Origin of the sequence: Arcanobacterium wilhelmae, assembly GCF_029632765.1 — a bacterium.
Classification (GTDB): Bacteria; Actinomycetota; Actinomycetes; order Actinomycetales; family Actinomycetaceae; genus Arcanobacterium; species Arcanobacterium wilhelmae.
Genome location: NZ_CP121247.1, coordinates 804,335 through 826,377, shown reverse-complemented (window position 1 = coordinate 826,377; position 22,043 = coordinate 804,335). Strand labels below are relative to the sequence as shown.

The window sequence follows — 22,043 nt, the reverse complement described above, 5'->3', positions numbered from 1 at the left end:
TCATGGAACTTACTTTTCTTCAGATTCTCTGGTTTATCCTGATCGCCGTTCTGTGGATCGGCTACCTCACGCTCGAAGGCTTCGGCTTCGGCGTCGGCATGCTCATACCGATTGTGTCGAAAAATGATCGTGAGCGCCGCCTGGCACTCGGCACGATTGGCCCGCACTGGGACGGCAACGAGGTGTTCCTCCTGACCGCCGGTGGCGCAACCTTCGCCGCTTTCCCGGCCTGGTACGCCACGATGTTCTCGGGCATGTACACCGCTCTCGTCCTGATCCTGCTCCTGCTCATCATCCGCATCTGTGCACTTGAGTGGCGCGGCAAGATCAACACAGCGAAGTGGCGCAACACCTGGGATACCCTACACACCACAGTCGCTTGGCTCGCCACCCTCGTGTGGGGTGTTGCCTTCGGTAACTTGGTGCAGGGCATGGCGATCGAGGTTGGCCACTACGAAAACGGCGTGTTCAAGGCTGCTGATCCGAACGCAGTGGACGCAGCTTTGAAGGCTGGCGATAACCACTTCCTCACCGGTGGCTTCTTCTCGCTGTTCACCCCGTTCACCGTGTTCTCCGGCCTCGTGTTCCTGGCGATCTTCGCCACCCACGGCGCGCTCTACATGGCGATTAAGACGCGCGGGGAGTTCTCAGTTCGCAACATGGAGCTCGCCAAGAAGCTCACGCTGGTCACGGTTGCCGGCGCTGCGATCTGGGGCCTGTGGGCGAACTTCGCCTACTCGGCAAACGCTCTGAGCATCATTCCGTTGCTCGTGGCCGCGCTCGCGTTCATCGCTGCGGCATTCTTCGCCCAGCAGAACAAGGACGTGGCAGCCTTCTTCGCGTCGTTCACTGCGATCGCGTTCGCGGTTGTGTTCGTGTTCTTGACCTTCGGTGCTAACGCCCTGAAGTCGTACGTGAACGAGAAGTACAACCTCACGCTCGTCCAGGCATCGGCGACTTCTCCGACCCAGACGATCATGACGATCGCCGCCGTGATCTTCGTTCCGATTGTGCTTGGCTACACGTTCTGGGCCTACAAGTCGTTCGCGGCTCGTATGGCTGTGGAGAATGTGCCCGAGAAGCCTGCGGGCCTGGGCCCGCAGGTGCGCGCATTCGAAACTGCGAAGTAATCGCGCTATTGCTCATGCGGGCGGGTGGGGTTCCCCACCCGCCCGCATTGGTTTTCACCGGCGAGCTTATTATTCCTGGGAGGATCACTTCCTGCATTTATGGGGAGGATTACCTCCCATCGCATTCGTTTTCTCACTGGCCGGCCCGGTAAAATGTCCAGGTGAAAGAAAGGACAGCTATTCGTGAAGCCGTTTGACCCGCGCCTGATCCGTTACGCTTCTGCCACCCGCGCCTATATCGCATTCCTTGTGGGGCTTGGTTTGCTTTCCACCGCGTCGATCACGGCACAGGTGTTCCTCATCGCATACGCGGTTGAACCCATTTTCTACGGCAATAGCCCTACCACGGCGCGTCTCGTCCTCGCGCTCGCAGGTGTGCTCCTTGCCCGCGCAGCTGTCACATATGTTCAGAAGTCGATCGGCCACCGCGCAGCGTTAAAAGTGATCGCCGATCTGCGCGGCCAGGTTCTTCGCCACGCGGGCGACATGGGCGAACGCTGGCTCTCCGACGGGCACTCCCCCAAGATCGTCACGCTCGCTACCCGTGGCCTGGACGATCTCGAAGACTACTTCGTGAAGTTCCTGCCCGAACTGTTCCTCACCGCTATCGCGATGCCAGCCCTACTCCTCGTCGTCGCGATCCTTGACTGGCCCTCGGCGTTGCTCGTTGCCGCATGTATCCCGCTCGTGCCTCTTTTCATGATCCTCATCGGCAAGCTCACCGCGCGTTATTCTGCCAAGCGCCTGAAGACGATGGAAGAGCAATCCGCGCAGCTCCTCGATCTCCTCGCCGGCTTGCCCACACTCAAGGCACTTGGCCGCGAGAAGGGCCCGGGCGCCCATGTGAAGACCCTCGGCGATCGCTTCGCATCCTCCACTCTGCAAACCCTCGCCGTCGCGTTCCTCTCCGGCGCCGCCCTCGAGTTCCTCACCACGCTCACCACGGCGCTCGTCGCTGTCGAGGTCGGCTTCCGCATGGTGGGCGGCTCAATTCTGCTGGCACACGGCCTGATCCTCATCATGCTTACGCCCGAAATCCTCCGCCCACTTCGCGAAGTCGGCACACAGTTCCACGCGTCAGCGAACGGCGTGGCCGCAGTGGACGCCGCACTCACCCTCCTCACCACGCCACTTCCCACCCACGACGACGGTGTCACCGCACCTGACCTCGCCTCCACACCCATCAAATTCAACGGCGTGTCCATGTTCGCCGAAGGCCGCGCGACCGTCGCGCCTGCCGGCCTCACCGGCGTCGTCGAACCCGGAAAAGTGACTGTGCTGCGCGGCCCATCTGGAGCGGGAAAAACTACGGCTGTGTCGATGCTCCTTGGGCTCCTCCAGCCGTCGGAAGGCACTATTCGGATCGGATCGATCCCCCTCGAAAACATCGACCGTGAGTCGCTGTGGAACCAAATCACGTGGGTGCCGCAACGCCCCGCCCTCATCCCGGGCACAGTAGCGGACAACCTCGGCGCATCCCCTGAGGAAGCCGCGCAGGCCGCCGCGCTCACCGGTTTCTCCGACGTCGTTGCCTCGCTCCCCGACGGCTGGGACACGCGCATCGGCTCGGGCGGGGTGGGCCTGTCAGTCGGCCAACGTCAACGACTCGCGCTCACTCGCGCACTCGTTTCCCCGCGCGCCCTTGTCGTTCTCGACGAGCCCTCCGCCCACCTGGACGCGTCCAGCGAAACCTACGTGAGCGACGTCGTGAAGGAACTTCGCCGGCGCGGACACACCGTGCTGGTAATCGCGCACCGTGCCGCGATGGTTGCACTGGCGGACCACGTGATCGACGTCCGCTCCGGAACGCGTGACATTAGCGCTGAACTCGCTGCCGACGCCGCCCGCCGGCGCGCCATCGAGGCCGTGAACCGCGTGCTCGACGGCGAAGCCGACTTTGCGATCCCAGCGGCCCTGAGGAACGGAGGCACCCGATGAGCGTGCTGAGCAAAGCAGACCGCGCGGCACTCAAGCGCGCCATCGAACTCCTCGACTACGACAAAGCGAAATTCGCAGCGTCGGTTGCGGCCGGCACCGGAGCAATCGGCTCCGGCGTAGCGCTCGGCGCCACCTCCGCATGGCTCATCGCCCGCGCAGCGCAACTCCCGCCCGTCCTCGACCTGTCGGTCGCCTCGGTGGGCGTTCGCGCCTTCGGCGTCGGCAAGGCGATTTTCCGCTACCTCGAGCGCATCGCCTCCCACTGGGTGGCGCTCTACGGCATGTCGAACCTGCGCACCTCTCTTTACCAAGCGTTGGCGGACGCCCGCACAGATCGCGTGGCGTCGCTCAAGCGCGGGGATCTGCTGGCCCGTACCGGCGCCGACGTCGATGAGGTGGGAAACCTTGTCGTCAGATCGATGCTCCCGGCCGCCGTCGCGCTCACAGTCTCGCTGATTTCTTTGGCGATCGTGGGGATCCTTTCGCCCCTGATCGGCCTCGTGTTCGCGCTGTGCCTTGCGATCGCCGGCATCGCAGCCCCGTGGGTTGCGATGCACGGCGCGGCGTGGCAAGAAGCGCACGTAGAAGACCGCGCAGTCCTCGGCTCGGACTCGCTCACGTTGCTCGAACACGCCTCAGAACTGCGCGTTTCCGGCAGACTCGCCCAGATGGAGGCGGCCCGAGAACGGACGGAGGCGCGCATCCAGCGCCACCGCGACGCTGCTGCACGCCCACTTGCGCTTGCTGCGGCGCTCGATATTCTCGCGCTCGGCATCACTGTCGTGGCAGCGATCGCGATTGGCGGCTGGCAGGTGGCTACCGGCGATCTCTCGCCCGTCAACTACGTGGTGTGTGTGCTCACGCCGCTGTCCGGTTTCGAAGCAACCCAGCGAATGACCGACGCCGGCATCCAACTAATTCGTTCTGCCGCCGCTGCACGCCGGATCATGGAGATCCTCGACGGCGCCGACGCCCCCAGCGCCGACGTCGCCGCTGCGCACGCCGAACGCGCAGCCGAGCCCGACGGCACCGGCCTGCTCGCCAACAACCTCACGATCGGCTGGCCCGGTGGCCCCGACGTCGGGTATATCGGCTCGCTGGAGGTGCGCCGCGGAGAATCGCTCGCGATCGTCGGCGCCTCCGGAATCGGAAAATCTACTCTCCTCTCAACGCTTGCCGGGCTCATCGCCCCACACACGGGTTCGGTGCGGCTTGACGGGCGTGAGGTCAGCGAACTTGAGCGCGCCGACGTCTCCAAAACACTTATCCTCACGGCAGAAGACGCCCACGTCTTCGCCACGTCGGTCCTCGAAAACGTACGCGTGGGCCGCGGGAACGTGACCGACGCCGAAGCGCGAGAGCTCCTCGAACGCGCAGGCCTGGGCGATTGGCTCGCTCAGCTCCCGCACGGCCTCGCAACGCAACTCGGCTCGGATGCCACGACGATGTCGGGCGGAGAGAGACGTCGCCTACTCCTGGCACGCGCGCTCGCCTCGACCGCCGATTTCTTGCTCCTCGACGAACCGGGCGAACACCTCGATCCTATAACTGCGGACCGACTGATCGCGGACTTGCTCCACGCAGGTGACGGCGAACGAGCAGTCGTGCTCGTCACTCACCATCTCTCCGCGCTGGCGGCCGCCGATCGCGTGATCGTTCTTGGTACTGTGGACGGGATAGCGCGCGTGGTGGCAAGCGGCACACATGCTGAGCTCGCCGCGTCAAATGAGGCGTACGCGTGGGCGCTGGCGCAGGAAGGTGAACAATGAGCTTGATGGATGTTATTACCGAGGCGCTCGCCCTCACAGGCAATCTGGAGCGCGACAAGGCTCTCCACTACCTTGCCGATTCCGCGCGTATGCTCACCGGCGCCGAGTTTTCCGCTATCTCCGTGCTCGATTCGCACGGCGAAACGATGGAGTTTTTCCAATCCGGGCTCGATGAGGAAACCGCAAAAGCACTTGGCCGCCCGCCGCGCGGCCACGGCCTTTTCCATCGTGTCCCACCGTTCGGATACTTGATCGACAACGATCTGCCGCCCGAACCACGCAAGCCTCACAAGCCCGAGCATCCGCCGCTCAACTCGTTCCTCGGTGTGTCGATTCCGATCGATCAGCAGGTATGGGGGCGCTTGTACCTGACAAACAAACCGGGCGGTTTTACCGACGACGACGGTGCGAACATGCGCCTTCTCGCGCGGGCCGCGGCGATCGCCGTCACCAACTCGCGCCTGTACGCACAGGCCCGCAACCGTGCAGGCTGGCTCAACGCCACCCAACATATTGTGTCCGCACTCCTCGAAGGTACGGACGAGGACGAAGCACTTGAGGTAATCACGCACGAGATGCGCCTGGCGGCCGAGGCCGACGCGGCCGTGATGGTGCTCCCCTCGATTAACAACACGTGGGTGGGCGAGATTGTCGACGGCGATGCAGGCGATCTGCTTGGAGTCGAGTTCCCGCCGAACGGGCGTGCGCAAACGACGATCTCGGAGCAGTCGGGCATGGTGATCGATTCGATGCAGCGCCTGCGCACGATTCGCCTGGACCAGATGCGCCAGTGGGGGCCGGCTCTCTACGCGCCGCTGATCGCGAAGGGTTCTGGTAAGGGCGTGATTATTTTGCTGCGCCGCCCGGGGAAGAAAGAGTTCAACCTCCACGATTTGGCGATGGGCGAGAGTGCAGCGAAGCAGGCCGCGATCGCGCTCGAGCTGGCGGAGGCACGGTTCGCCTCTGAGCTTGCCGCTGAGCTCGATCAGCGCTCGCGCATCTCGCGCGATCTGCATGATCTCGCGATCCAGCAGCTGTTCGCCTCCGGCATGCATATCACTGCGGTGAAGGAAGATCTCGAGCAGCGCGATCTGCCCGCTGAGGTGTTCGATTCTCTCAACCACGCGATCAAGGCGATTGACGATTCGGTCTCGCAGATCCGTGCGATTGTGCGCCGCCTGCGCGATTCTGAGTCCTCGGCCGCGGTGGCGCCGCGCCTTGCGGACGAAGCTTCAAAGGCGCGCGAGCTCCTTGGCTTCGCACCCTCGCTCATCATCACGTGGAACGGCGAGCCGTTCGAAACAGAGAACGAGATGACACTGATCGACGACGCCGTCGGCGCCGATATCGCCGACGACGTCGTCGCAGTTGTCCGCGAAGGTCTGTCCAATGCAGCCCGCCACGCGCACGCATCTTCCGTTTCTGTTCACGTGGACACCTCCCCTGACGAACTGGTGGTGGAAGTCGCCGACGACGGTGATGGCATCACCCCGACGCTCGGCCGACGCTCGGGCACCTCAAACCTGGCGGCGCGCGCACGCAGACACCGCGGAGAGTTTTCACTTGGCCCCCGTGAAGGCGCGAAAGGTACGGTCATGCGCTGGAGCGTACCGCTGCGCTAAAGGAATGACAGATTCTGTGGCACTTACTTACAATTGGCACTCACATCCTCTTGAATTCCCGATGGATCTCCAAGTTTTGCTTTATCAATATTCTCTTTGAATATCCGCCGCGTCGCATCGTCGGCATGCGCTTTATCGAGGTAGGGCATCGACGGCGCCTTTTCCAAGACTTTCAGTGCCCGATTTGCTCGATCAGAATCGGAAGCATATCGTTCCAGCCATTCTTTTTGCCATGCACATTGCCATGTATACGAAGCAACGGTGTTGCCATATCCGCGTTGGAATGTTGCATCTATTTCTTCAGTGGTTTGTTGCGGGACTTTAAAGCCCTTCGGAAACTCCAGCTTTTTGATGGAATCACGATATTCTTGTTCAAGCTCTGTATGAGTGATAAATGTTTTTCCTGAAGTTTCCTGGGATGTTGTGCTTTTCGTGCCACATCCGCCCACCAGAGCAAGAGCTACACAAACACACAATACTTGACTCATCTTTTTCATCATCTTATTCCTTTCACATGAGGGTCATCGAAGAACAAGAGCTGGCTCTAGGCGGGCCGCTTGGTAAGCAGGAATTAGTCCGGCGAGTAGCCCTGTCACTACGGCGCTACCGATCCCGGCAATCGCAGCGGTGTACGGATACCCGGGGATATCAATTGGAGAATCGTGAGGGACAAGGAGCGGAAGAAACTGAACAATGACCACACTGATCCCCACGGCGAGGATCGATACCGCCACGGTCAGAAGTACAATCGAGGACAGCACGAGGACAAAAATGGAACCTCGGGAGGCCCCAACCGCGCGTCGAATCAAGAGCTCACGAGTTTTCTGTTCCGTCGACGCGATACTGATGTTGAGCAAACCCAACATCGAGACGAAAAGGATCACGGCAGATACCAGGAGGAAGGCGAGTTGCAAGAACTCAATCACGCCTACGAACTGGTTTCCGTCATTGGTCGTCACAAACTCAAACTTTTGATCACCAAAAATATCGAAAACAATATCAGCGGCGCGACTGCGAACCTCTTCTTGACTCATACCCTCGCTGCGCGGATGAAGGCGGAGTGAGACACTGCCTTGCTCGGCAAGCCCTCGGAAGAATGTTTGGGCTTGATCGTGTCGAAGATACACTTTCGCCTCATCCATTTCCCCATCGTTGACAACGCCCTGTATCCGCATCATCATCGGCGTCCGTAAATTCCCAATATAAGCTGAGACGGTCTGAGCACCTTTCAAATCTTGGGCAAGTTTTTTATTGACGATTATCGAAGCAGCCGTAGGAGCATCCGTCCGCTGGAACCATTGGCCTCGGTCCATCGGTACCGAATACACTGTTGAGTATTCCGGATCGGTAAAAACTACATGCGCCGAATGTGTATCGTGACCGTTCACCGTAGCTGCTTCGTCTGAATTCTGTGACTTTCCGGGAACCAGGCTCATCAAAGTATCGGGCATCTCGATGACGATTGTTCCGTCAATTCCTTTCATGGCCGTGACACGCTGATCAAGCCGAGCGAGCGCTGTAGTAGTCAAAGAAGCATCAGTGAGATCAGCTTTATACGTCACCGAACGTCCGGATTTCTGCGCAATCGTGGATTCGAGGTAGCTCTTTCCCATCGTCCCAATGAGGACCGAGAACACTACAGCGATTACTCCAATGAAAATCGAAAACGCCGTGATCGATGTACGTAAACGAGAAGTTCGAATATCTTGGAGCACCATCCTAAACATGACGCACTCTCCCTACATCCATGACGAGCTGGTTTTCACACATGCGTGCAATCTCTCGATCATGGGTGACCATCACAAGGGTGACACTTTTCTCTGAGATCAGAGTCAGTAAAGTTTCCATCACCCGATCTCCTGTCGAGCGGTCCAATGCACCAGTTGGCTCGTCACAAATCATCAGTTCCGGATCGGATACCAAGGCTCGAGCGATAGCGACACGCTGTTGCTCTCCACCCGAAAGCCTCGAGGGATAGTCGTGAGCACGTTTTGCTAAACCGACTTCTTCAAGAGCTTCGAGCGCACGCGGACGTAGTTCTGTACGCGGCACGGATTTTGCGTACATCAGCGGTAGCGCGACATTCTCCCAAACACGCATGTGCGCAATCAATGAGTAGTTTTGGAAAACGAATCCAATTTTGTCTGCTCGTAGCTTCGCCCGTTCACGATCAGATAGATCACGAACATTCCGCCCGTGATAGTGGTATCCGCCTTCAACCCTCATATTCAACATCCCGATGATCGAGATTAACGATGTTTTTCCCGATCCGGAACGGCCCATGATCGAGTACGAATGCCCTTCCTCGATTTCGAGATTCACGCGATCGACGGTGGTCAGTAACTTCCCATCAGGCAACTGTACGTTCGCACTTAAGTCTGTCAATGAAATAAGTGTCACTGTTTGCCCACTGGATCTAGTTTCGGTGCAAGCGATTCGACCTGCTCGCCTTCTTTTACTCCAGATGTCAGCTCAATCCATGCACCATCATTGACACCGAGAGAAACTGCCACTCGCTCCTTCGTTTTGTCGCGATGAACGATTACCTCGCCATGACCTTGACGACCTGCCACAGCTTCTACCGGCAATGCCAAGACCTGTTGACGGGTCTTCGCTACAAGAACAGCGGTGGCCAAGCTACCAGGAAACACGTTCTCATTGCGAGGGATCACACATTGCAAAGTTGACGATGCGCGGCCCGGAGCCGCAGCGGTTCCCGGTCCCGATCCACCTTCATTCTCGCTGCCTCCGCGCGAATCCTCACGAAATACCACAGCTTCACATTTGCTCGGACCCACTCCATCCTCAATCTGGAAGCGGCCAGAAAATTGCGCGCCAGAGGAAAACTGGTGCTTGAGCAACTTCGATTCAACAGGGATCGAAAAAGCCTCAGACTCCACAACCGCTATTGAAAACCCTGCTGGAACGTTAGCACCGCTTCGCACCGTTTTTGTTACCCGCCCGTCAGTTGGCGCGACAACTTCGGTTCCCGCTATCACCGCGATTCGTTGGCCTTTTTTCACAGTGGTACCAGCATCAAGGAGAGAATCGACGCTGCCAGCGTTCGGGGCCAGAACCACGTAAGGTGCCAAATTTTCGATTGCACCGGATTGTGAAATTGTCGGAGCGATATCGCGTTTCTCGACTACGACTAGCGGCGCTGATTGGCTTTCAGGTGGATCCTGTGATTGTTCCGTGCCGTGCGTTCCGCACGCCACCAGTCCCACAGAAGCCACCATCGAGCCAACGAGCAATATGCTCATTTTTGATTTCATTGTACTCACTCAGTAGGTAATCGTTCCGCCCCAGTGGTTGTCCCGCTGCCAGAACCAGGTAGCCCCCATGCGGCCTTGGAGAGCAAAACGCGTCCCCTTGCGGACACCTGTCCACGAGTGTCGTCCAACAGAATTCCACTGGATGCTCTGGCCAAACTGTGGGCCGCCTGCAATTTTCATGTTCCGCAGACCCAACCGCAGATATGTTGATGGCATATCGTCAATGTCGATTGTAATCGGGCCGTTGAACGTGTGTGTTCTGGTGTAGTCATATTTGACAAGAGCCCCAGAAGTATTGAGATCGCCACCGATGCGGGTCGTGTCGGCGTTAGCAACCGCCGCACCTGCACCAGTGAAAATACTCAAGGCAACCAGAAAAACGCCAAGATTCTTTTTTTCATTGCACTATCTTCTTTCAATGTGGGAATCACTCGCATCTTTGCGAGCAATCACAATCATAGCGATCGCAATTTTTCGAGACAAGCTAATGCGAACGAATATCGAGTGAGTAATGACATACGTTTCCGGAGTGCAGTATCACGTTCAACAAGGGCCCATTCTCGCAGTTCCCCAGTCCTCCCACCATCCAGAATTACTAAACTCAGTTCGAAACTTTTAGCGACACCTAAGAAACTCCGTGCCACGAAACGCCGAGTTTCATCTACCCCGTGATACATCGCCACAGCCTCCGCCCAGTGCTCGCGATGAAGTGTGCCCCCAGCTACGAAACTGTAGCTGGAGCACAGAGGAGGTAATAGGTTGGTTTGATGAACGCTCTAATTCTGGTTGCGCCAACCGGCGGCTCGCTGGCCGGCCACCCAGGCGGCCACCTGCGTGCGGCGCTTCATGCCCATCTTCGCCAACAGCGACGTGATGTGGTTCTTCACCGTCTTCTCCGCAACGCCGAGTTTGTCGCCAATCTCGCGGTTGGACAGGCCATCGCCAATCAGCTCGAGGACGCGGCGCTCCGACGGCGTCAGATCAACCGTCGGATCGTCGTGGTCTTCGCGGTGGCGAGTAATCGTGCGATCGTCAAGGAGCACACGCCCCTCAGCAACAGCGCGGATCACCTCAGTGATCTCGGCGCCACGCACCGACTTGAGCAGGTACGCACGTGCGCCCGCGGCGAGCGCCTCGGCGAGAGCGTCGTCGTCGTCGAAGGAGGTGAGGATGATCGGGGCGACGTCGGGCGCAACTTCAGCAAACTTGCGCAAAATATCGATACCTGTGCCGTCCGGAAGGCGAAGATCCACGAGCGCAACTTGCGGGTGCATCAGCTCTGCGCGGCGAACCGCCTCAGCCACCGTGCCAGCTTCGGCCACCACAGTGAGCCCGTCCGCACGTTCCACAACCTCTGCGATGCCGCGGCGAACCACCTCGTGGTCGTCGATAATCATCACTGTCACGTTCGTTTTATCCACGTTTCACCTTTTCTTACAAGCCGGGCCGAACGGCCCACACCTCTACGAGAAAATAATCTACCTCACATTCGCGTGATTGTCCGCGCTGGCGAGGCCTAGCCTATGAGCGAACTTTCAACCCTGAATCGAATGGTAGGCGTTCTCGCACGCCGCGAGCTTCGCCATCTTCTGGCTGGAAGCCGTCCCCACCCCGTACTCCACGCCGCCGAGGAATACGTGCGCCTCATAGGAACGAGCATGATCCGGGCCCGAGCCCACGATCTCGTACGAAAGCTCGCCAGGAATCCCCCGTGCGCGAGCCAGCTCTTCCAAAGCGGTTCGCCAATCGAGCGCCGGCCCCATCTTCGAAGCTGCCTCGATCTGCACTAACAGGTGACGCTCGATCACACCCTTGACCACCGAAATATCGGAGGAAAGGAACGTGGCAGCGATCAGCGCCTCCACTGTGTCGGACAGGATCGAATCCTTTTCACGGCCACCGCTGCGCTCCTCCCCCTTGCCCAAGCGAATGAACTCGCCGAGGTTCAGGCGCCGAGCGATCTGCGCCAAAGATTTCTCCGAAACAGAGGCGGCCTTGATCTTGGACATCTCGCCTTCGTCAGACTCCGGGAAGTCGAGGTAGATGCGGCGCGCCACCACGCCGCCGAGGATCGAATCTCCCAAAAACTCGAGGCGCTCGTTGTGGGCGTCGCCGTGTTCGAAGGCCCACGAGCGATGCGTGAGTGCCTGCTCAAGCAGAGCCGGCTCGACCGATGCGCCCCAGCCTTCGAGATCGAATTCGTGAAAATCGCGATGCATTACTCGCCTTCTTCCGCTGCGCGGAGCTTTGCCGCGAGCGCATCGAGAACCGAGAAATCCGACGCTTCCTCCAGATGCTCATGATCTTCCGGCAGATCCAGCCAGCGCTCGCCGCACACCGGGCACAGCCCCTCACAATCGGCCTGGCACAGCGGCTGGAGTGGCATGGAGAGCACGAGGGCATCGCGGATAATCGGTTCCAGATCGATGCGATCATTTTCGATGAGGAAGAAATCCTCAGCCTCCTCATCGCCCTCGTCCTCCAGTGCGGCCGCCCGCTCTGGATAGAACACCAGCTCAGAGATGCGCTCGTTCATGTCCTCGTCAATATCAATCAGGCACCGCGAGCACTGGCCGTGTGCGTGCGCCGAAACGTACCCATCAACGAGCACGCCCTCGGAGACCGACTGCAACGTGAGATCCACGCCGAGCGGCGAGCCCTCAGCCACCTGGTACATCGCCACGCCAACGTCGGAGGGGGCGTTGAAACCGGTGCGCACCTCGCGCATGGCTCCCTCTTGGCGCGGGAGATCCACGATCGAGATCACGAAGGGAGATTTGAGATCCATCAATTCCTCATTCTTCCGGCTGTGCCGGATTAATACGTTCGAGAAGCACTTCGCGGCCGGCCGCGATCTGATCCTGGAGATGTTCGAGCTGGCCGGCGAGCTCATCAAGGATAGTCTGCGAGTAGTCGTTTGCACCAGAGCGCAGTTTCGCCGCCTGCGATTTTGCCTCGTCTACGATCTTCGCGGCCTGAGATTTCGCGGCGATTGTGATCGAATCCGAGGCAACGAGGCGCGAGGCCTGCTCGCGGGCCTCCGCAACGATCGTCTCGGCTTCCTTGCGCGCGTCCTCGACGACGTCGTCGGCGGCGTTGCGTGCTTCTTCGCGGGTTGCGCGCGCCTCGGCGAGCACGGCGTCGGCTCGGCCGATCTGATCGGGGATCATCTCGCGTGCGGCGTCGAGAAGATCGAGCATCTCGGACTTGTTCACCATGACGGATGCCGACATGGGAACGGAGCGGGCGCGCTCCACCATGGCGATCATGTCGTCAACGAGTTCAAGCAGGGATTCCGCTTCGCTCATTTCTTTACCTTTCCTCGGATCGCGCAAGCCACGTTGGCAGGCACGAGATCGTCAATGTTTCCGCCATAAGCGGCAATTTCTTTCGTGAAAGCGGAGGCGATGTGGTTCAGCGCAGGATCGCCCATCACGAACACCGTTTCCACTCCGGTCAGGTGCCGGTTCAGGAGTGCCATTGCCACCTCGGCGTCGTAATCCGCGGTGCCACGCAGGCCCTTCACGATTGCCGCCGCCCCTCGCTCAGCCGCGAACTCAGCAATGAGTCCGCCCACCAACTCCACCTCAGCCTCAACGCCAGCAGCCGCGAGCGCCTCGCGGGCAAGCTGCACCCGCTCGGCGTCGGTAAACATGTAGCGTTTGGCCGAGTTTGTGGACACGGCAACGATGACCGAATCAAACATCGTGGCGGCACGCTTGATCACATCCACGTGACCGTACGTGATCGGATCGAACGATCCGGGGCAAACAGCAATACTCATGCCTTTATTCTACTCATCTGAGTCCAGCGCTGTAGCTGTCCACACCGTGGTATCGCCCCAGGTTCGTTGGTCGTCGAGCACGTATCCCTCTGGCCAGGTGGGTTCGGGGCTGCGCTTGGAACGCTCCACGACGATCATCGCGTCGGGCACGAGGTGCGCCGCGAGCTCACCTAACACGGTAGCGAGCTCTTCTTCACCGACGTCGTAGGGCGGGTCGAGCACAGCAAGGTCGAATTCGATGCCGTGAAGTGCGGCAAGGTAGGAGGCCGCGCTCTGCTTGACAATGCTCACGCCTAGCCCGGTGGCTGCCGCGTTCGCGTGAATGATTTTCGCTGCGGCCGGGTTGTTTTCCACGAGAATCACGGTTGCGGCTCCGCGCGAGGCAGCTTCTAGGCCGATCGCACCCGATCCTGCGTACAGGTCGAGGACGCGGCAGCCTTCCACGTAGCCGCGGTGCACGAGCCGGGAGAAGAGTGCCTCGCGCACTTTCTCCGACGTGGGCCGGGTTCCCGATTTCGGCACCTGGAGGATCCTGCCCTTCGCTGTTCCTGCAACAATTCGGGTCATGGTTAGCCTTTCTCGATGTAGTCGGCGTGAGTAGCTGCGACGGCGGCCGCGAGCGCGGGTTCGGTGACGAGCCGCGGGTCGCGCTCGACCAGCGCCATGGCGGATTCGCGGGCTGTGTCGATAATGCGCGCGTCGCGCAGGACGGAGAGGAATCGGAGCGTGGACCCGCGCCCGGATTGGGCGGCTCCGAGCACGTCTCCTTCGCTGCGTAGCTCGAGATCAGCGTTGGCGAGCGCGAAGCCATCGTTTGTCGAGGCGAACGCTTCAAGGCGCTCGTAGGCGAGGGTACCGGGGAGCGAGTTGTGGACGGCGAGGCACAGGCCCGGTTTCGTGCCTCGCCCGATCCGCCCGCGTAGCTGGTGGAGCTGAGCCAAGCCGAAGCGGTCGGCGTCGAGGATCACCATCATGGTGGCATCCGGTACGTCCACTCCGACCTCGATCACGGTGGTGGCGACGAGCACGGGCGCACGTCCGGCAGAGAAGGAGGCCATGGCGGCGTCTTTTTCCGCTGCGCTCATGCGCCCATGGACGGCTCCGATCCCGACGCCGGTGAGAGCCGGGTTCTGGGCGAGCTCGGCGAGCGTTCCTTCCACGGAGGCGAGAGGTGCGTCCGCTCCGAACAGGTCCTCAGCGACGGGTTCGGGCGCGTCGGCGTCGTCGTCGGCGGAGATCCGCGGGCAGACAACGAAAACCCTGCCCCCGGCGTCGACCTCCTCGCGCGCCCGTTGCCACACGCGTTCCATCCACGCGGCTTTAGAAGCCGGCACAAGGTTCGTGGTGATTCCAGCTCGCCCGGCGGGAAGCTGGCGCAGTGTGGAGACGTCGAGATCGCCGAAGGAGGTCATCGCGATGGTGCGCGGGATGGGCGTGGCGGTCATGACGAGCATGTGGGCGCCGTGGGAGAGGGCGTCACGCTGGTCCACTCCGAAGCGGTGCTGTTCGTCGACCACGACGAGCCCGAGGAACGGGATCTGCACATTTTCTTGAAGGAGGGCGTGCGTTCCCACGACGATGCCCGCCGCGCCGGAGGCGATGTTGGCCAGGGCTTGGCGGCGTTCCTTCGCGCCGAGTGAGCCGACGAGGTACTCGAGTTGCACGGCGTGCTCGGGCGCCATGAGTTGCCCGCCGGTTGCGAGATCCCCCAGGAGGGCGCGGAGCGTTTCGAGGTGCTGGGAGGCAAGGACTTCCGTGGGCGCGAGGAGCACAGCCTGGCGGCCGGAATCGACCGCTTGGAGCATCGCACGCAGGGCGACGACGGTTTTGCCGGCGCCGACGTCGCCCTGGAGGAGCCGGCGCATCGGGAGCGTGGTGGCGAGATCGGCAGCGATCTCCTCCCCCACCTCACGTTGCCCGTCCGTGAGCGGCCACGGCAGGCACGAGTCGAACGTGGCGAGCGCGCCGACGTCGGTGCGTTCCATTGCCGGCGCGGCTACGGCGAGCGCCGTGGCTCTGCGAGTGGCGAGGACGCTTTGGAGCACGAACGCTTCCTCGTGACGCATGCGCTCCAGCGCCGCCTCCCATTCAGCATCCGTTTGCGGAGCGTGGAGCGCCCGCAGCGCGGCAAACTTCGAGGGCAGGTGGTGCTCGGTGCGGTACGACGCCGGGAGCGGATCGGGCACGTTCGCCTCCGAAATCTGCGGAAGGATCACCTCCACGGCTTTCGCGATCTTCCACGACGGCAACGACGCCGAGGCGTGATAGATCGGAATCGGCTTGGTGATCTCCTGCGCGTTCACCTCATCCTCATTTTCGAGGAGCTCGTAGTCCGGGTGGTTGAGCTGGAGCTGACCGCGGTAGGAGGAGATCGTGCCCGAAAAGACGGCTACCGTTCCTGGCGCGAGGCGCGATTCGTGGAACTTGAGCGGCCGGGAGGACTTTGCGAAGAACGTGAGCGACAGATCGTGGTTACCATCGGAGATAGTGATCGTGAGGATGAAACCACGCCGAGCATTCATCGGGCGGAGAGTGGAATTCATCACGCGCCCGACGACGGTGACCGATTCACCTTCCATTACACGTTCGATCCCCATCAGTTCGCCGCGATGGGCGAGGCGGAAAGGAACGTGGAGCAGAAGATCACCGACGGTTGCGAGCCCGAGTTTCTCCAGCGCGGACGCGGTTTTCGCGCCGAGTAGGCGCGCGAGCGGCCGCGTGAGGGCAGTCCACTCTTCCGCGCTCGTCGCCGCATCGCCCATGCGTTCCTCCCTTTTCACTGTCGTCAGGTTATCATCATCTGTGACGCCTCGGAGCGGGCCTACCAGGGGCAAAGTGCCCCATGCCACGGCGGTTTAAATTGCGCCATCACTTGCTTTTGGGCTAATCTGGCTTGGTTGCCAATATTGGTAAGCTAAGTGAAGCTAAACGAAGGAGATAACCGTGGCCTCTGTATGTGACGTCTGCGGCAAGGGCCCGGGCTTCGGCAAGAGCGTCTCGCACTCCCACAGGCGCATCAACCGTCGCTGGAACCCGAACATTCAGCGCATCCGTGCGCTGGTGAAGGGTACGCCTAAGCGCCTGAATGTGTGCACCTCCTGCCTCAAAGCCGGCAAGGTGACTCGCAACATCTGATCGCGACAAATTGGCCCCTGCTTGCGCAGGGGCCTTTTTGATACCCGCACTATTGTGCCCGCTCGCTCCTCGCGCGAGCGGGCATTTCTCATCACTGCGCGAAGTGGTCCCAGCCACCGTTCCCTTCGAACGGGACGCCGCCAACCGTCACGCGCCCGCCGAGCGCCGCTCCGCGCACTGTTCCGATCCGCGTAAAGCCCCCGGGAATCGGAGCATCCTTCGCCACTGTCCCCACGAACCCGTGATCCTCCCCGCCTGTGTACGCCCACTGGCTACGGTCCGCCGAGAGCCTCCCGGCTGCCGTCGCGATCGGGCCGATCAGGCGCGTAATTGCGTGATGATCGATATCCACCCACACACCGGACGCACCCGCCATGCGGCCTACGTCCTTGACCAGCCCGTCCGATACGTCCATCAACGACCGCAATTGGCCAGTGCTCGCAGCGGCAAGTGCAATCTCCAGCGGTGGCTGCGGTACGAGGAAGTGCTCGATCATCGCCGCGATTTTCGGATTCTTATCTTCACGCGTGTAGCCGGCGTTTAATAGCTCGTATCCGGCGCGCCCATGCCCAAGATTCCCCGCGAATACCAGCTTGTCCTCCATCTGCATCCCGCTTCGGCGAAGCGGCTCACGCCCCTCCATCTGTCCCAGCACCGTCACCGACACCACGATCTGATCCGACGCCACGAAATCTCCGCCGTCGACCCCAACTCCGAGCGGCTCACACACGCTCGCCATCCCTCGGGCAAAATCCTCTACCCACTCCCCCTCGGTGGTCGGCGGCACCGCCAGCCCCACCACCAGCGACGTCGGCCGGGCACCCATCGCCACGGCGTCGGCAAGATTCTGTGCGGCAGAACGCGCCCCGACGTCGGCGCCGTTCGACCACTCGGGGCGGAAGTGCACGCCCTCAACAAGCATGTCCACAGAAAGCGTCGCTGCGCCAGAAAGCGAATACACGGCACTGTCGTCGCCAGAGGCAACGAACGCACGCCGCGAAACCGGAAGCAACGGGCGAAGCCGGGAAATTAAAACGTCCTCGGTCATGGAAGAAATCTGCATGAGTTCATCATGCCATCTCAACCATGCCGAGGATGCTAGGCGCTTTGACGAAGCAGACTGCAGGGTACGCCTCGCCAGATACCTCACCTTTATCTGGCGACCACACAGTCTCACACTATTGGGCCGGAGAAAACTCTAACGACCTGCGCAAAAATGAGCAAGGCTCGCCGTGGTGGCTCTGCTCACCTCGCATTCGCACGATGTTAGTGCGCTATCGCAGGCCCACCGTCCGTTCGAGTGCAAGCGAAATCAAATGATCTACGAGCTGCGAATAACTCATGCCCTCAGCCTGCCACAGAGCGGGATACATTGAGAACGGGGTGAAACCGGGCATCGTGTTGATTTCGTTGACCACAACCTCGCCACCTGCGAGGAGGAACATGTCCACTCGTGCCAGACCCTCACACGAGAACGCCTCAAAAGTGCGAAGAGCAACGCTACGCAGATCCTCGAGCTCCGTTTGCGAAACATCCGCAGGAATCTGGTTGGTGAGCACGTCCGTTGCCACGTACTTGTGTTCGAAATCGTAGAATTCGCCCTCGGGCACATCCAGGATCACTTCACCGACTCCCGACGCCGAGGCGCGCGTTCCGCCCAGGCCTCCAAGCACCCCGCACTCCACCTCGCGCCCGGAAATACCTTGCTCAACGAGCACCCGTGGATCAACCTCCGCTGCCGTGGCAATCGCAGCGTCGAGCTGGGCCAGATCAGTTACTTTCGTCATTCCGAGCGATGAGCCTGCGCGCGCCGGCTTCACGAACAATGGGAAGGACAGCTGTGAGATCTCAGAAAGCACCACCTCGCGCTCGTTAGCCCAGCGCCACGGCGATACGTACACGTAAGGACCGATCGCGAGCCCTGCTTGGGAGAGCACCTGCTTCATGTAGACCTTATCCATTCCTGCGGCGGAGGCAAACACCCCAGAGCCAACGTATGGCAGGCGCGCCATCTCCAGCAATCCTTGAATCGTTCCGTCCTCACCAAACGGGCCGTGAAGGAGAGGGAAAACGACGTCCACAGCTCCGAGATCTCGAATCTCACCCGTGACCACGTTACGTGCCAGAATCGACTGCGTACCATCGCCAGGCCCGATGATAATCCGCTCATCAGACGGGCCGACCTCCACAGTGGCATCTCCCAGTTGGAGCCGTGCAGGGTCAGTCTCCCCCGGCACCCAGGCACCATCGCGGCGAATACCGATCGACAGGATCTGATACTTTTCTGGATCCATAGCGGCCATCACCGCTCCGGCCGTAGCACACGAAATCGGATGTTCTCCGCTTTGCCCACCGTAGATCACTGCAACTGAGATTTTCTGCATGCAAGCATTCTACCGCCGGCCATTGCTGATCACGTTGAAGCGCTCTGAGCTTCACCGACGCGATAGAGTGGGATGGACCACACCCGAGAAGGAGGAGCATATGAAGAACATTTGGGCCATTGGGGCCATCGCCGCCCTGACGCTCGCTGGTTGCAGCTCGACAGCAACCAGCACGCCAACGTCGGCAGCACCGGCCGGCTCGCAATCCGATCAAGCGCAACAGGCCGCTTCGTCGTCGGCTCCAGATGCCGCGCAAGCCGCGACTTCGAGCGCTCCCGCACAGAGCAGTCCTGCCCCCACCCTCGAAGGGTTTACTACGGGCGAAAGCCATTCAGTGAATATTAAAGACCTCTCGGCACAGGCGCTGCCGGTGAAGGTACGCATGGGGTCCCATCCCGATAAAGGCTACGACCGCGTCGTGATCGAGTATTCAAAGGCGAAAGCGCCCGTCCAGTGGAACGCTGGCTGGACGAAGGAAGCCACGGAGGAGGGCTCCGGATTCCCTGTCGACCTGCGCGGAGACATCATTTTGGAGGTATTCGGCTACGGGATTCGCTACCCCGGCCCCCTGGAGCACGTGGAGGAGCTCAAGGCAGTGCCGCCGGCAGGCTCGGTCATTACTGAGGTGAAGGTCAATGGCGGGTTCGAGGGATCACACCAGATTTATATCGGATCTGATAAGGCGCGCCCCTACAAAGTGACCTGGATGGACGATCCTGCGCGTCTCGTGATCGACGTGGCGCGCTAAAACGCCAGTGTGGGAGGGAAGCGACTCGCTTCCCTCCCACACTTTCGCCTGATCCTCGCCCGGCGCCGGGTCTCCCGAGGCCGGTGCGCGGCTTACTTTGGTCGAACCGGATGTTCAAACGGTGCCAGTTCTTCGCGTAGCCCGTCCGTTCCGGCCGTTGCCGTGTGGGGATCGCCGTCGCGCTTCTTATCCCAGCGCACATCGCGCGGCTCAGTTGTAAAGCCCAGCGGATTTGCTTGACGTAGCGGAACGAGGAGTTTTTCGATCGCCTTCATCAGCCGCTCGGTTGCAGCCTTGACCTCACCGTGTGGAGAATCCTCCGTCAGCCCGAGATTGACCGGATCACCGATCACGACCGTCGACGGCGAACGCAACCACTTCCAGCTCAGTTTGAGGCTCCACGGCTCAAGGATCCGTTCCGTCCCCCACTGTGCTGCAGGCAGGATCGTGGTGCCGGGAACCATGGCGCTCAGGCGAGCGATTCCCGTTTTCCCGGTGATCGGCCACTTTTGCGGATCCACGCTCATCATTCCCTCGGGGAAAACAACGAGGCATCCGCCTTGCTCGAGGGCCTTCTTCATACCGGCCATCGCATCGCCCGCGTGCCCGGTTGAACGGTACACCGGAACCGTGTTGACAGCCTTGAGGATCGAACGGAAAACCGGGATCTTAAAGTACTGATCCGCGCTCACCCAGATAGGCGTACGACCAGCCTCGACCACAGCGAGACCCATCAAAATGATGTCGAAATAATCCGTGTGGTTAGGCGCAATGATAACAGGGCCGCTCGCAGGGATTTTTTCAATTCCAACTACTGTGGGCCGGGTGACGATTGCACGCAGGACGCGTGCCACCGGCACCGCAAGATGCATGATCCAGGGAGCATCTGTTGGCACAGTGAAGAAGCCCATGGATCACTCCACGCGTTCAACGTTGGCGCTCAGAGCCTCCAGTTTCTTCATAAAGTGCTCATAGCCACGGTTGATGATGTCGATACCGGACACGTGAGAGGTACCCTCCGCCGCGAGCGCAGCGATGAGGTGCGAGAATCCGCCGCGAAGATCAGGAACCGTGATATCGGCCGCCGCAAGCGGAGTTGGCCCTTGGATGACCGCCGAGTGGTAAAAGTTCGACACCCCGAAGCGGCAACGTTTACCGCCGAGGCACTCTCGATACACCTGAATGTGCGCACCCATTTTGTTGAGTGCTTCGGTGAATCCGAAACGGTTCTCGTACACCGTCTCGTGAACGATTGATACGCCAGTCGCCTGTGTGAGAGCGACAACCATGGGCTGCTGCCAGTCGGTCATGAAGCCGGGATGCACGTCGGTTTCGAGTGCTGCGGAATTGAGCTCACCACCCGGATGCCAGAATCGGATGCCGTCGTCGAGCACCTCGAACTCGCCACCGATCTTGCGGTAGACGTTGAGGAAGTTCATCATCGGAGCCTGCTCGGCGCCACGAACGGTGATATCGCCATGGGTAGCGAGCGCTGCTACAGCCCACGAACCAGCTTCAATACGATCAGCAAGAGCGGTGTGTGTGTAGCCACGGAGGGTAGACACACCCTCGATGTGGATCGTGCGATCCGTATCCACCGTAATGAGCGCACCCATCTTCTGCAGAACTGCGATCAGATCCATAATCTCAGGCTCAACCGCCGCACCGGAAAGCTCGGTGATTCCCTCGGCCCGCACAGCCGCCATCAAGGTCTGCTCCGTAGCACCCACAGATGGGTACGGCAGGTGAACCTTCTTCGCCTTGAGACCCGACGGCGCAAGTAGATGGAGGCCGAGAGCCTGAGGATCACGCTTTGCGCCGAAATCTTCGAGGACCGCAAGGTGGAAATCAACCGGACGATCTCCAATGTGGCACCCGCCAAGGTCTGGAATGAAGGCCTCTCCAAGCGCGTGAAGGAGGGGGCCGGCGAAAAGAATTGGAATACGAGACGAGCCGGCGAGGCGATCGACTTCCATCGGATCAGGAAGGTGGATCTTGCCCGGCGTAATAGTGACAGTGCCAGCTTCCTGATCGTAGTTAACCTCGGCACCGTGAGCACGGAGGAGATCGGAAACCACGTCCACATCGCGGATCTGAGGAACGTTCTTCAGAACAGACGTCTCTTCCGTGAGCAGAGCGGCAACCATCGCCTTCGACACGAAATTCTTCGCACCTCGAACGGTGATCTCTCCATTGAGCGGCGTGCCGCCCGTAACTTTCAGTACACCCGACATTCACATCTCCTTGTCAGTTCAACG

22 protein-coding genes are annotated in these 22,043 nt (G+C 60.4%); 6 read left to right on the top strand and 16 right to left on the bottom strand.

Going from position 1 to position 22,043, the window contains the following annotated elements:
- The first annotated feature begins 2 nt into the window (after positions 1-2).
- The 4 genes from cydB (at position 3) to P8A24_RS03625 (ending at position 6,459) form a co-directional block, all read left to right on the top strand.
- Positions 3-1,130 carry a cytochrome d ubiquinol oxidase subunit II gene (gene cydB / locus P8A24_RS03640; protein ID WP_278059836.1) on the top strand — a complete coding sequence of 376 codons (1,128 nt, stop codon included), beginning with the start codon at positions 3-5 and terminating at the stop codon, positions 1,128-1,130.
- A 183-nt stretch (positions 1,131-1,313) separates the two neighbouring features.
- Positions 1,314-3,068 carry a thiol reductant ABC exporter subunit CydD gene (cydD, locus tag P8A24_RS03635; protein ID WP_278059833.1) on the top strand — a complete coding sequence of 585 codons (1,755 nt, stop codon included), beginning with the start codon at positions 1,314-1,316 and terminating at the stop codon, positions 3,066-3,068.
- Positions 3,065-4,837 (top strand): thiol reductant ABC exporter subunit CydC, encoded by a 1,773-nt coding sequence (gene cydC / locus P8A24_RS03630; protein WP_278059831.1) that lies wholly within the window; start codon positions 3,065-3,067, stop codon positions 4,835-4,837. Before cydD ends, cydC begins: the two co-directional genes overlap by 4 nt.
- Entirely contained in the window at positions 4,834-6,459 is a 1,626-nt protein-coding gene (locus tag P8A24_RS03625) for a GAF domain-containing sensor histidine kinase (protein WP_278059828.1), read from the top strand. The genes cydC and P8A24_RS03625 overlap by 4 nt, the downstream gene beginning before the upstream one ends.
- Before the next feature lie 23 nt (positions 6,460-6,482).
- Here P8A24_RS03625 and P8A24_RS03620 read toward each other — a convergent pair whose 3' ends face one another.
- From P8A24_RS03620 to P8A24_RS03565, 12 genes are all read right to left on the bottom strand, one after another.
- A complete protein-coding gene (locus P8A24_RS03620) occupies positions 6,483-6,959 on the bottom strand; it encodes a hypothetical protein (RefSeq protein ID WP_278059826.1) in 477 nt (158 codons plus the stop codon).
- Positions 6,960-6,980: 21 nt separating this feature from the next.
- Positions 6,981-8,186, bottom strand: coding sequence for an ABC transporter permease (locus P8A24_RS03615; protein ID WP_278059824.1), 1,206 nt, complete (start codon positions 8,184-8,186; stop codon positions 6,981-6,983).
- Positions 8,179-8,781: an ABC transporter ATP-binding protein gene (locus tag P8A24_RS03610; RefSeq protein WP_278059822.1), complete on the bottom strand. Its 603-nt coding sequence runs from the start codon at positions 8,779-8,781 to the stop codon at positions 8,179-8,181. Before P8A24_RS03610 ends, P8A24_RS03615 begins: the two co-directional genes overlap by 8 nt.
- A gap of 74 nt (positions 8,782-8,855) precedes the next feature.
- A complete protein-coding gene (locus tag P8A24_RS03605; RefSeq protein ID WP_278059821.1) occupies positions 8,856-9,734 on the bottom strand; it encodes a hypothetical protein in 879 nt (292 codons plus the stop codon).
- 9 nt (positions 9,735-9,743) lie between these two features.
- The gene (locus P8A24_RS03600) at positions 9,744-10,100 is read right to left on the bottom strand and encodes a hypothetical protein (RefSeq protein WP_278059819.1); all 357 of its coding nucleotides are present in this window, start codon (positions 10,098-10,100) and stop codon (positions 9,744-9,746) included.
- A gap of 410 nt (positions 10,101-10,510) precedes the next feature.
- The gene (locus P8A24_RS03595; protein ID WP_278060186.1) at positions 10,511-11,131 is read right to left on the bottom strand and encodes a response regulator; all 621 of its coding nucleotides are present in this window, start codon (positions 11,129-11,131) and stop codon (positions 10,511-10,513) included.
- Between the two features lie 138 nt (positions 11,132-11,269).
- Positions 11,270-11,953 carry a ribonuclease III gene (rnc, locus tag P8A24_RS03590; protein ID WP_278059817.1) on the bottom strand — a complete coding sequence of 228 codons (684 nt, stop codon included), beginning with the start codon at positions 11,951-11,953 and terminating at the stop codon, positions 11,270-11,272.
- Positions 11,953-12,522, bottom strand: a complete 570-nt coding sequence (locus tag P8A24_RS03585) for a YceD family protein (protein ID WP_278059815.1) — start codon at positions 12,520-12,522, stop codon at positions 11,953-11,955. The genes rnc and P8A24_RS03585 overlap by 1 nt, the downstream gene beginning before the upstream one ends.
- Before the next feature lie 7 nt (positions 12,523-12,529).
- On the bottom strand, positions 12,530-13,042 hold the full coding sequence (locus tag P8A24_RS03580) for an SPFH domain-containing protein (RefSeq protein WP_278059813.1): 513 nt from the start codon (positions 13,040-13,042) through the stop codon (positions 12,530-12,532).
- Entirely contained in the window at positions 13,039-13,518 is a 480-nt protein-coding gene (gene coaD, locus P8A24_RS03575; protein ID WP_278059811.1) for a pantetheine-phosphate adenylyltransferase, read from the bottom strand. The genes P8A24_RS03580 and coaD overlap by 4 nt, the downstream gene beginning before the upstream one ends.
- Positions 13,519-13,527: 9 nt before the next feature.
- Entirely contained in the window at positions 13,528-14,085 is a 558-nt protein-coding gene (gene rsmD, locus P8A24_RS03570) for a 16S rRNA (guanine(966)-N(2))-methyltransferase RsmD (protein ID WP_278059809.1), read from the bottom strand.
- Between the two features lie 2 nt (positions 14,086-14,087).
- Positions 14,088-16,280: an ATP-dependent DNA helicase RecG gene (locus tag P8A24_RS03565; RefSeq protein ID WP_278059807.1), complete on the bottom strand. Its 2,193-nt coding sequence runs from the start codon at positions 16,278-16,280 to the stop codon at positions 14,088-14,090.
- Between the two features lie 181 nt (positions 16,281-16,461).
- Here P8A24_RS03565 and rpmB point away from each other — a divergent pair, with 181 nt between their 5' ends.
- The gene (rpmB, locus tag P8A24_RS03560; protein WP_278013363.1) at positions 16,462-16,653 is read left to right on the top strand and encodes a 50S ribosomal protein L28; all 192 of its coding nucleotides are present in this window, start codon (positions 16,462-16,464) and stop codon (positions 16,651-16,653) included.
- Between the two features lie 91 nt (positions 16,654-16,744).
- Here rpmB and thiL read toward each other — a convergent pair whose 3' ends face one another.
- The gene (gene thiL / locus P8A24_RS03555; protein ID WP_278059805.1) at positions 16,745-17,701 is read right to left on the bottom strand and encodes a thiamine-phosphate kinase; all 957 of its coding nucleotides are present in this window, start codon (positions 17,699-17,701) and stop codon (positions 16,745-16,747) included.
- A gap of 226 nt (positions 17,702-17,927) precedes the next feature.
- Positions 17,928-19,037 carry a D-alanine--D-alanine ligase family protein gene (locus P8A24_RS03550; RefSeq protein ID WP_278059803.1) on the bottom strand — a complete coding sequence of 370 codons (1,110 nt, stop codon included), beginning with the start codon at positions 19,035-19,037 and terminating at the stop codon, positions 17,928-17,930.
- 100 nt (positions 19,038-19,137) lie between these two features.
- On the opposite strand from P8A24_RS03550, the gene P8A24_RS03545 reads away from it, so the two are divergent.
- A complete protein-coding gene (locus P8A24_RS03545) occupies positions 19,138-19,785 on the top strand; it encodes an AMIN-like domain-containing (lipo)protein (protein WP_278059800.1) in 648 nt (215 codons plus the stop codon).
- 92 nt (positions 19,786-19,877) lie between these two features.
- Here the strand turns inward: P8A24_RS03545 and P8A24_RS03540 are convergent, their stop codons facing one another.
- Positions 19,878-20,696, bottom strand: coding sequence for a lysophospholipid acyltransferase family protein (locus tag P8A24_RS03540; protein WP_278059798.1), 819 nt, complete (start codon positions 20,694-20,696; stop codon positions 19,878-19,880).
- Between the two features lie 3 nt (positions 20,697-20,699).
- On the bottom strand, positions 20,700-22,019 hold the full coding sequence (murA, locus tag P8A24_RS03535; protein WP_278059796.1) for a UDP-N-acetylglucosamine 1-carboxyvinyltransferase: 1,320 nt from the start codon (positions 22,017-22,019) through the stop codon (positions 20,700-20,702).
- Positions 22,020-22,043: the final 24 nt, after the last annotated feature.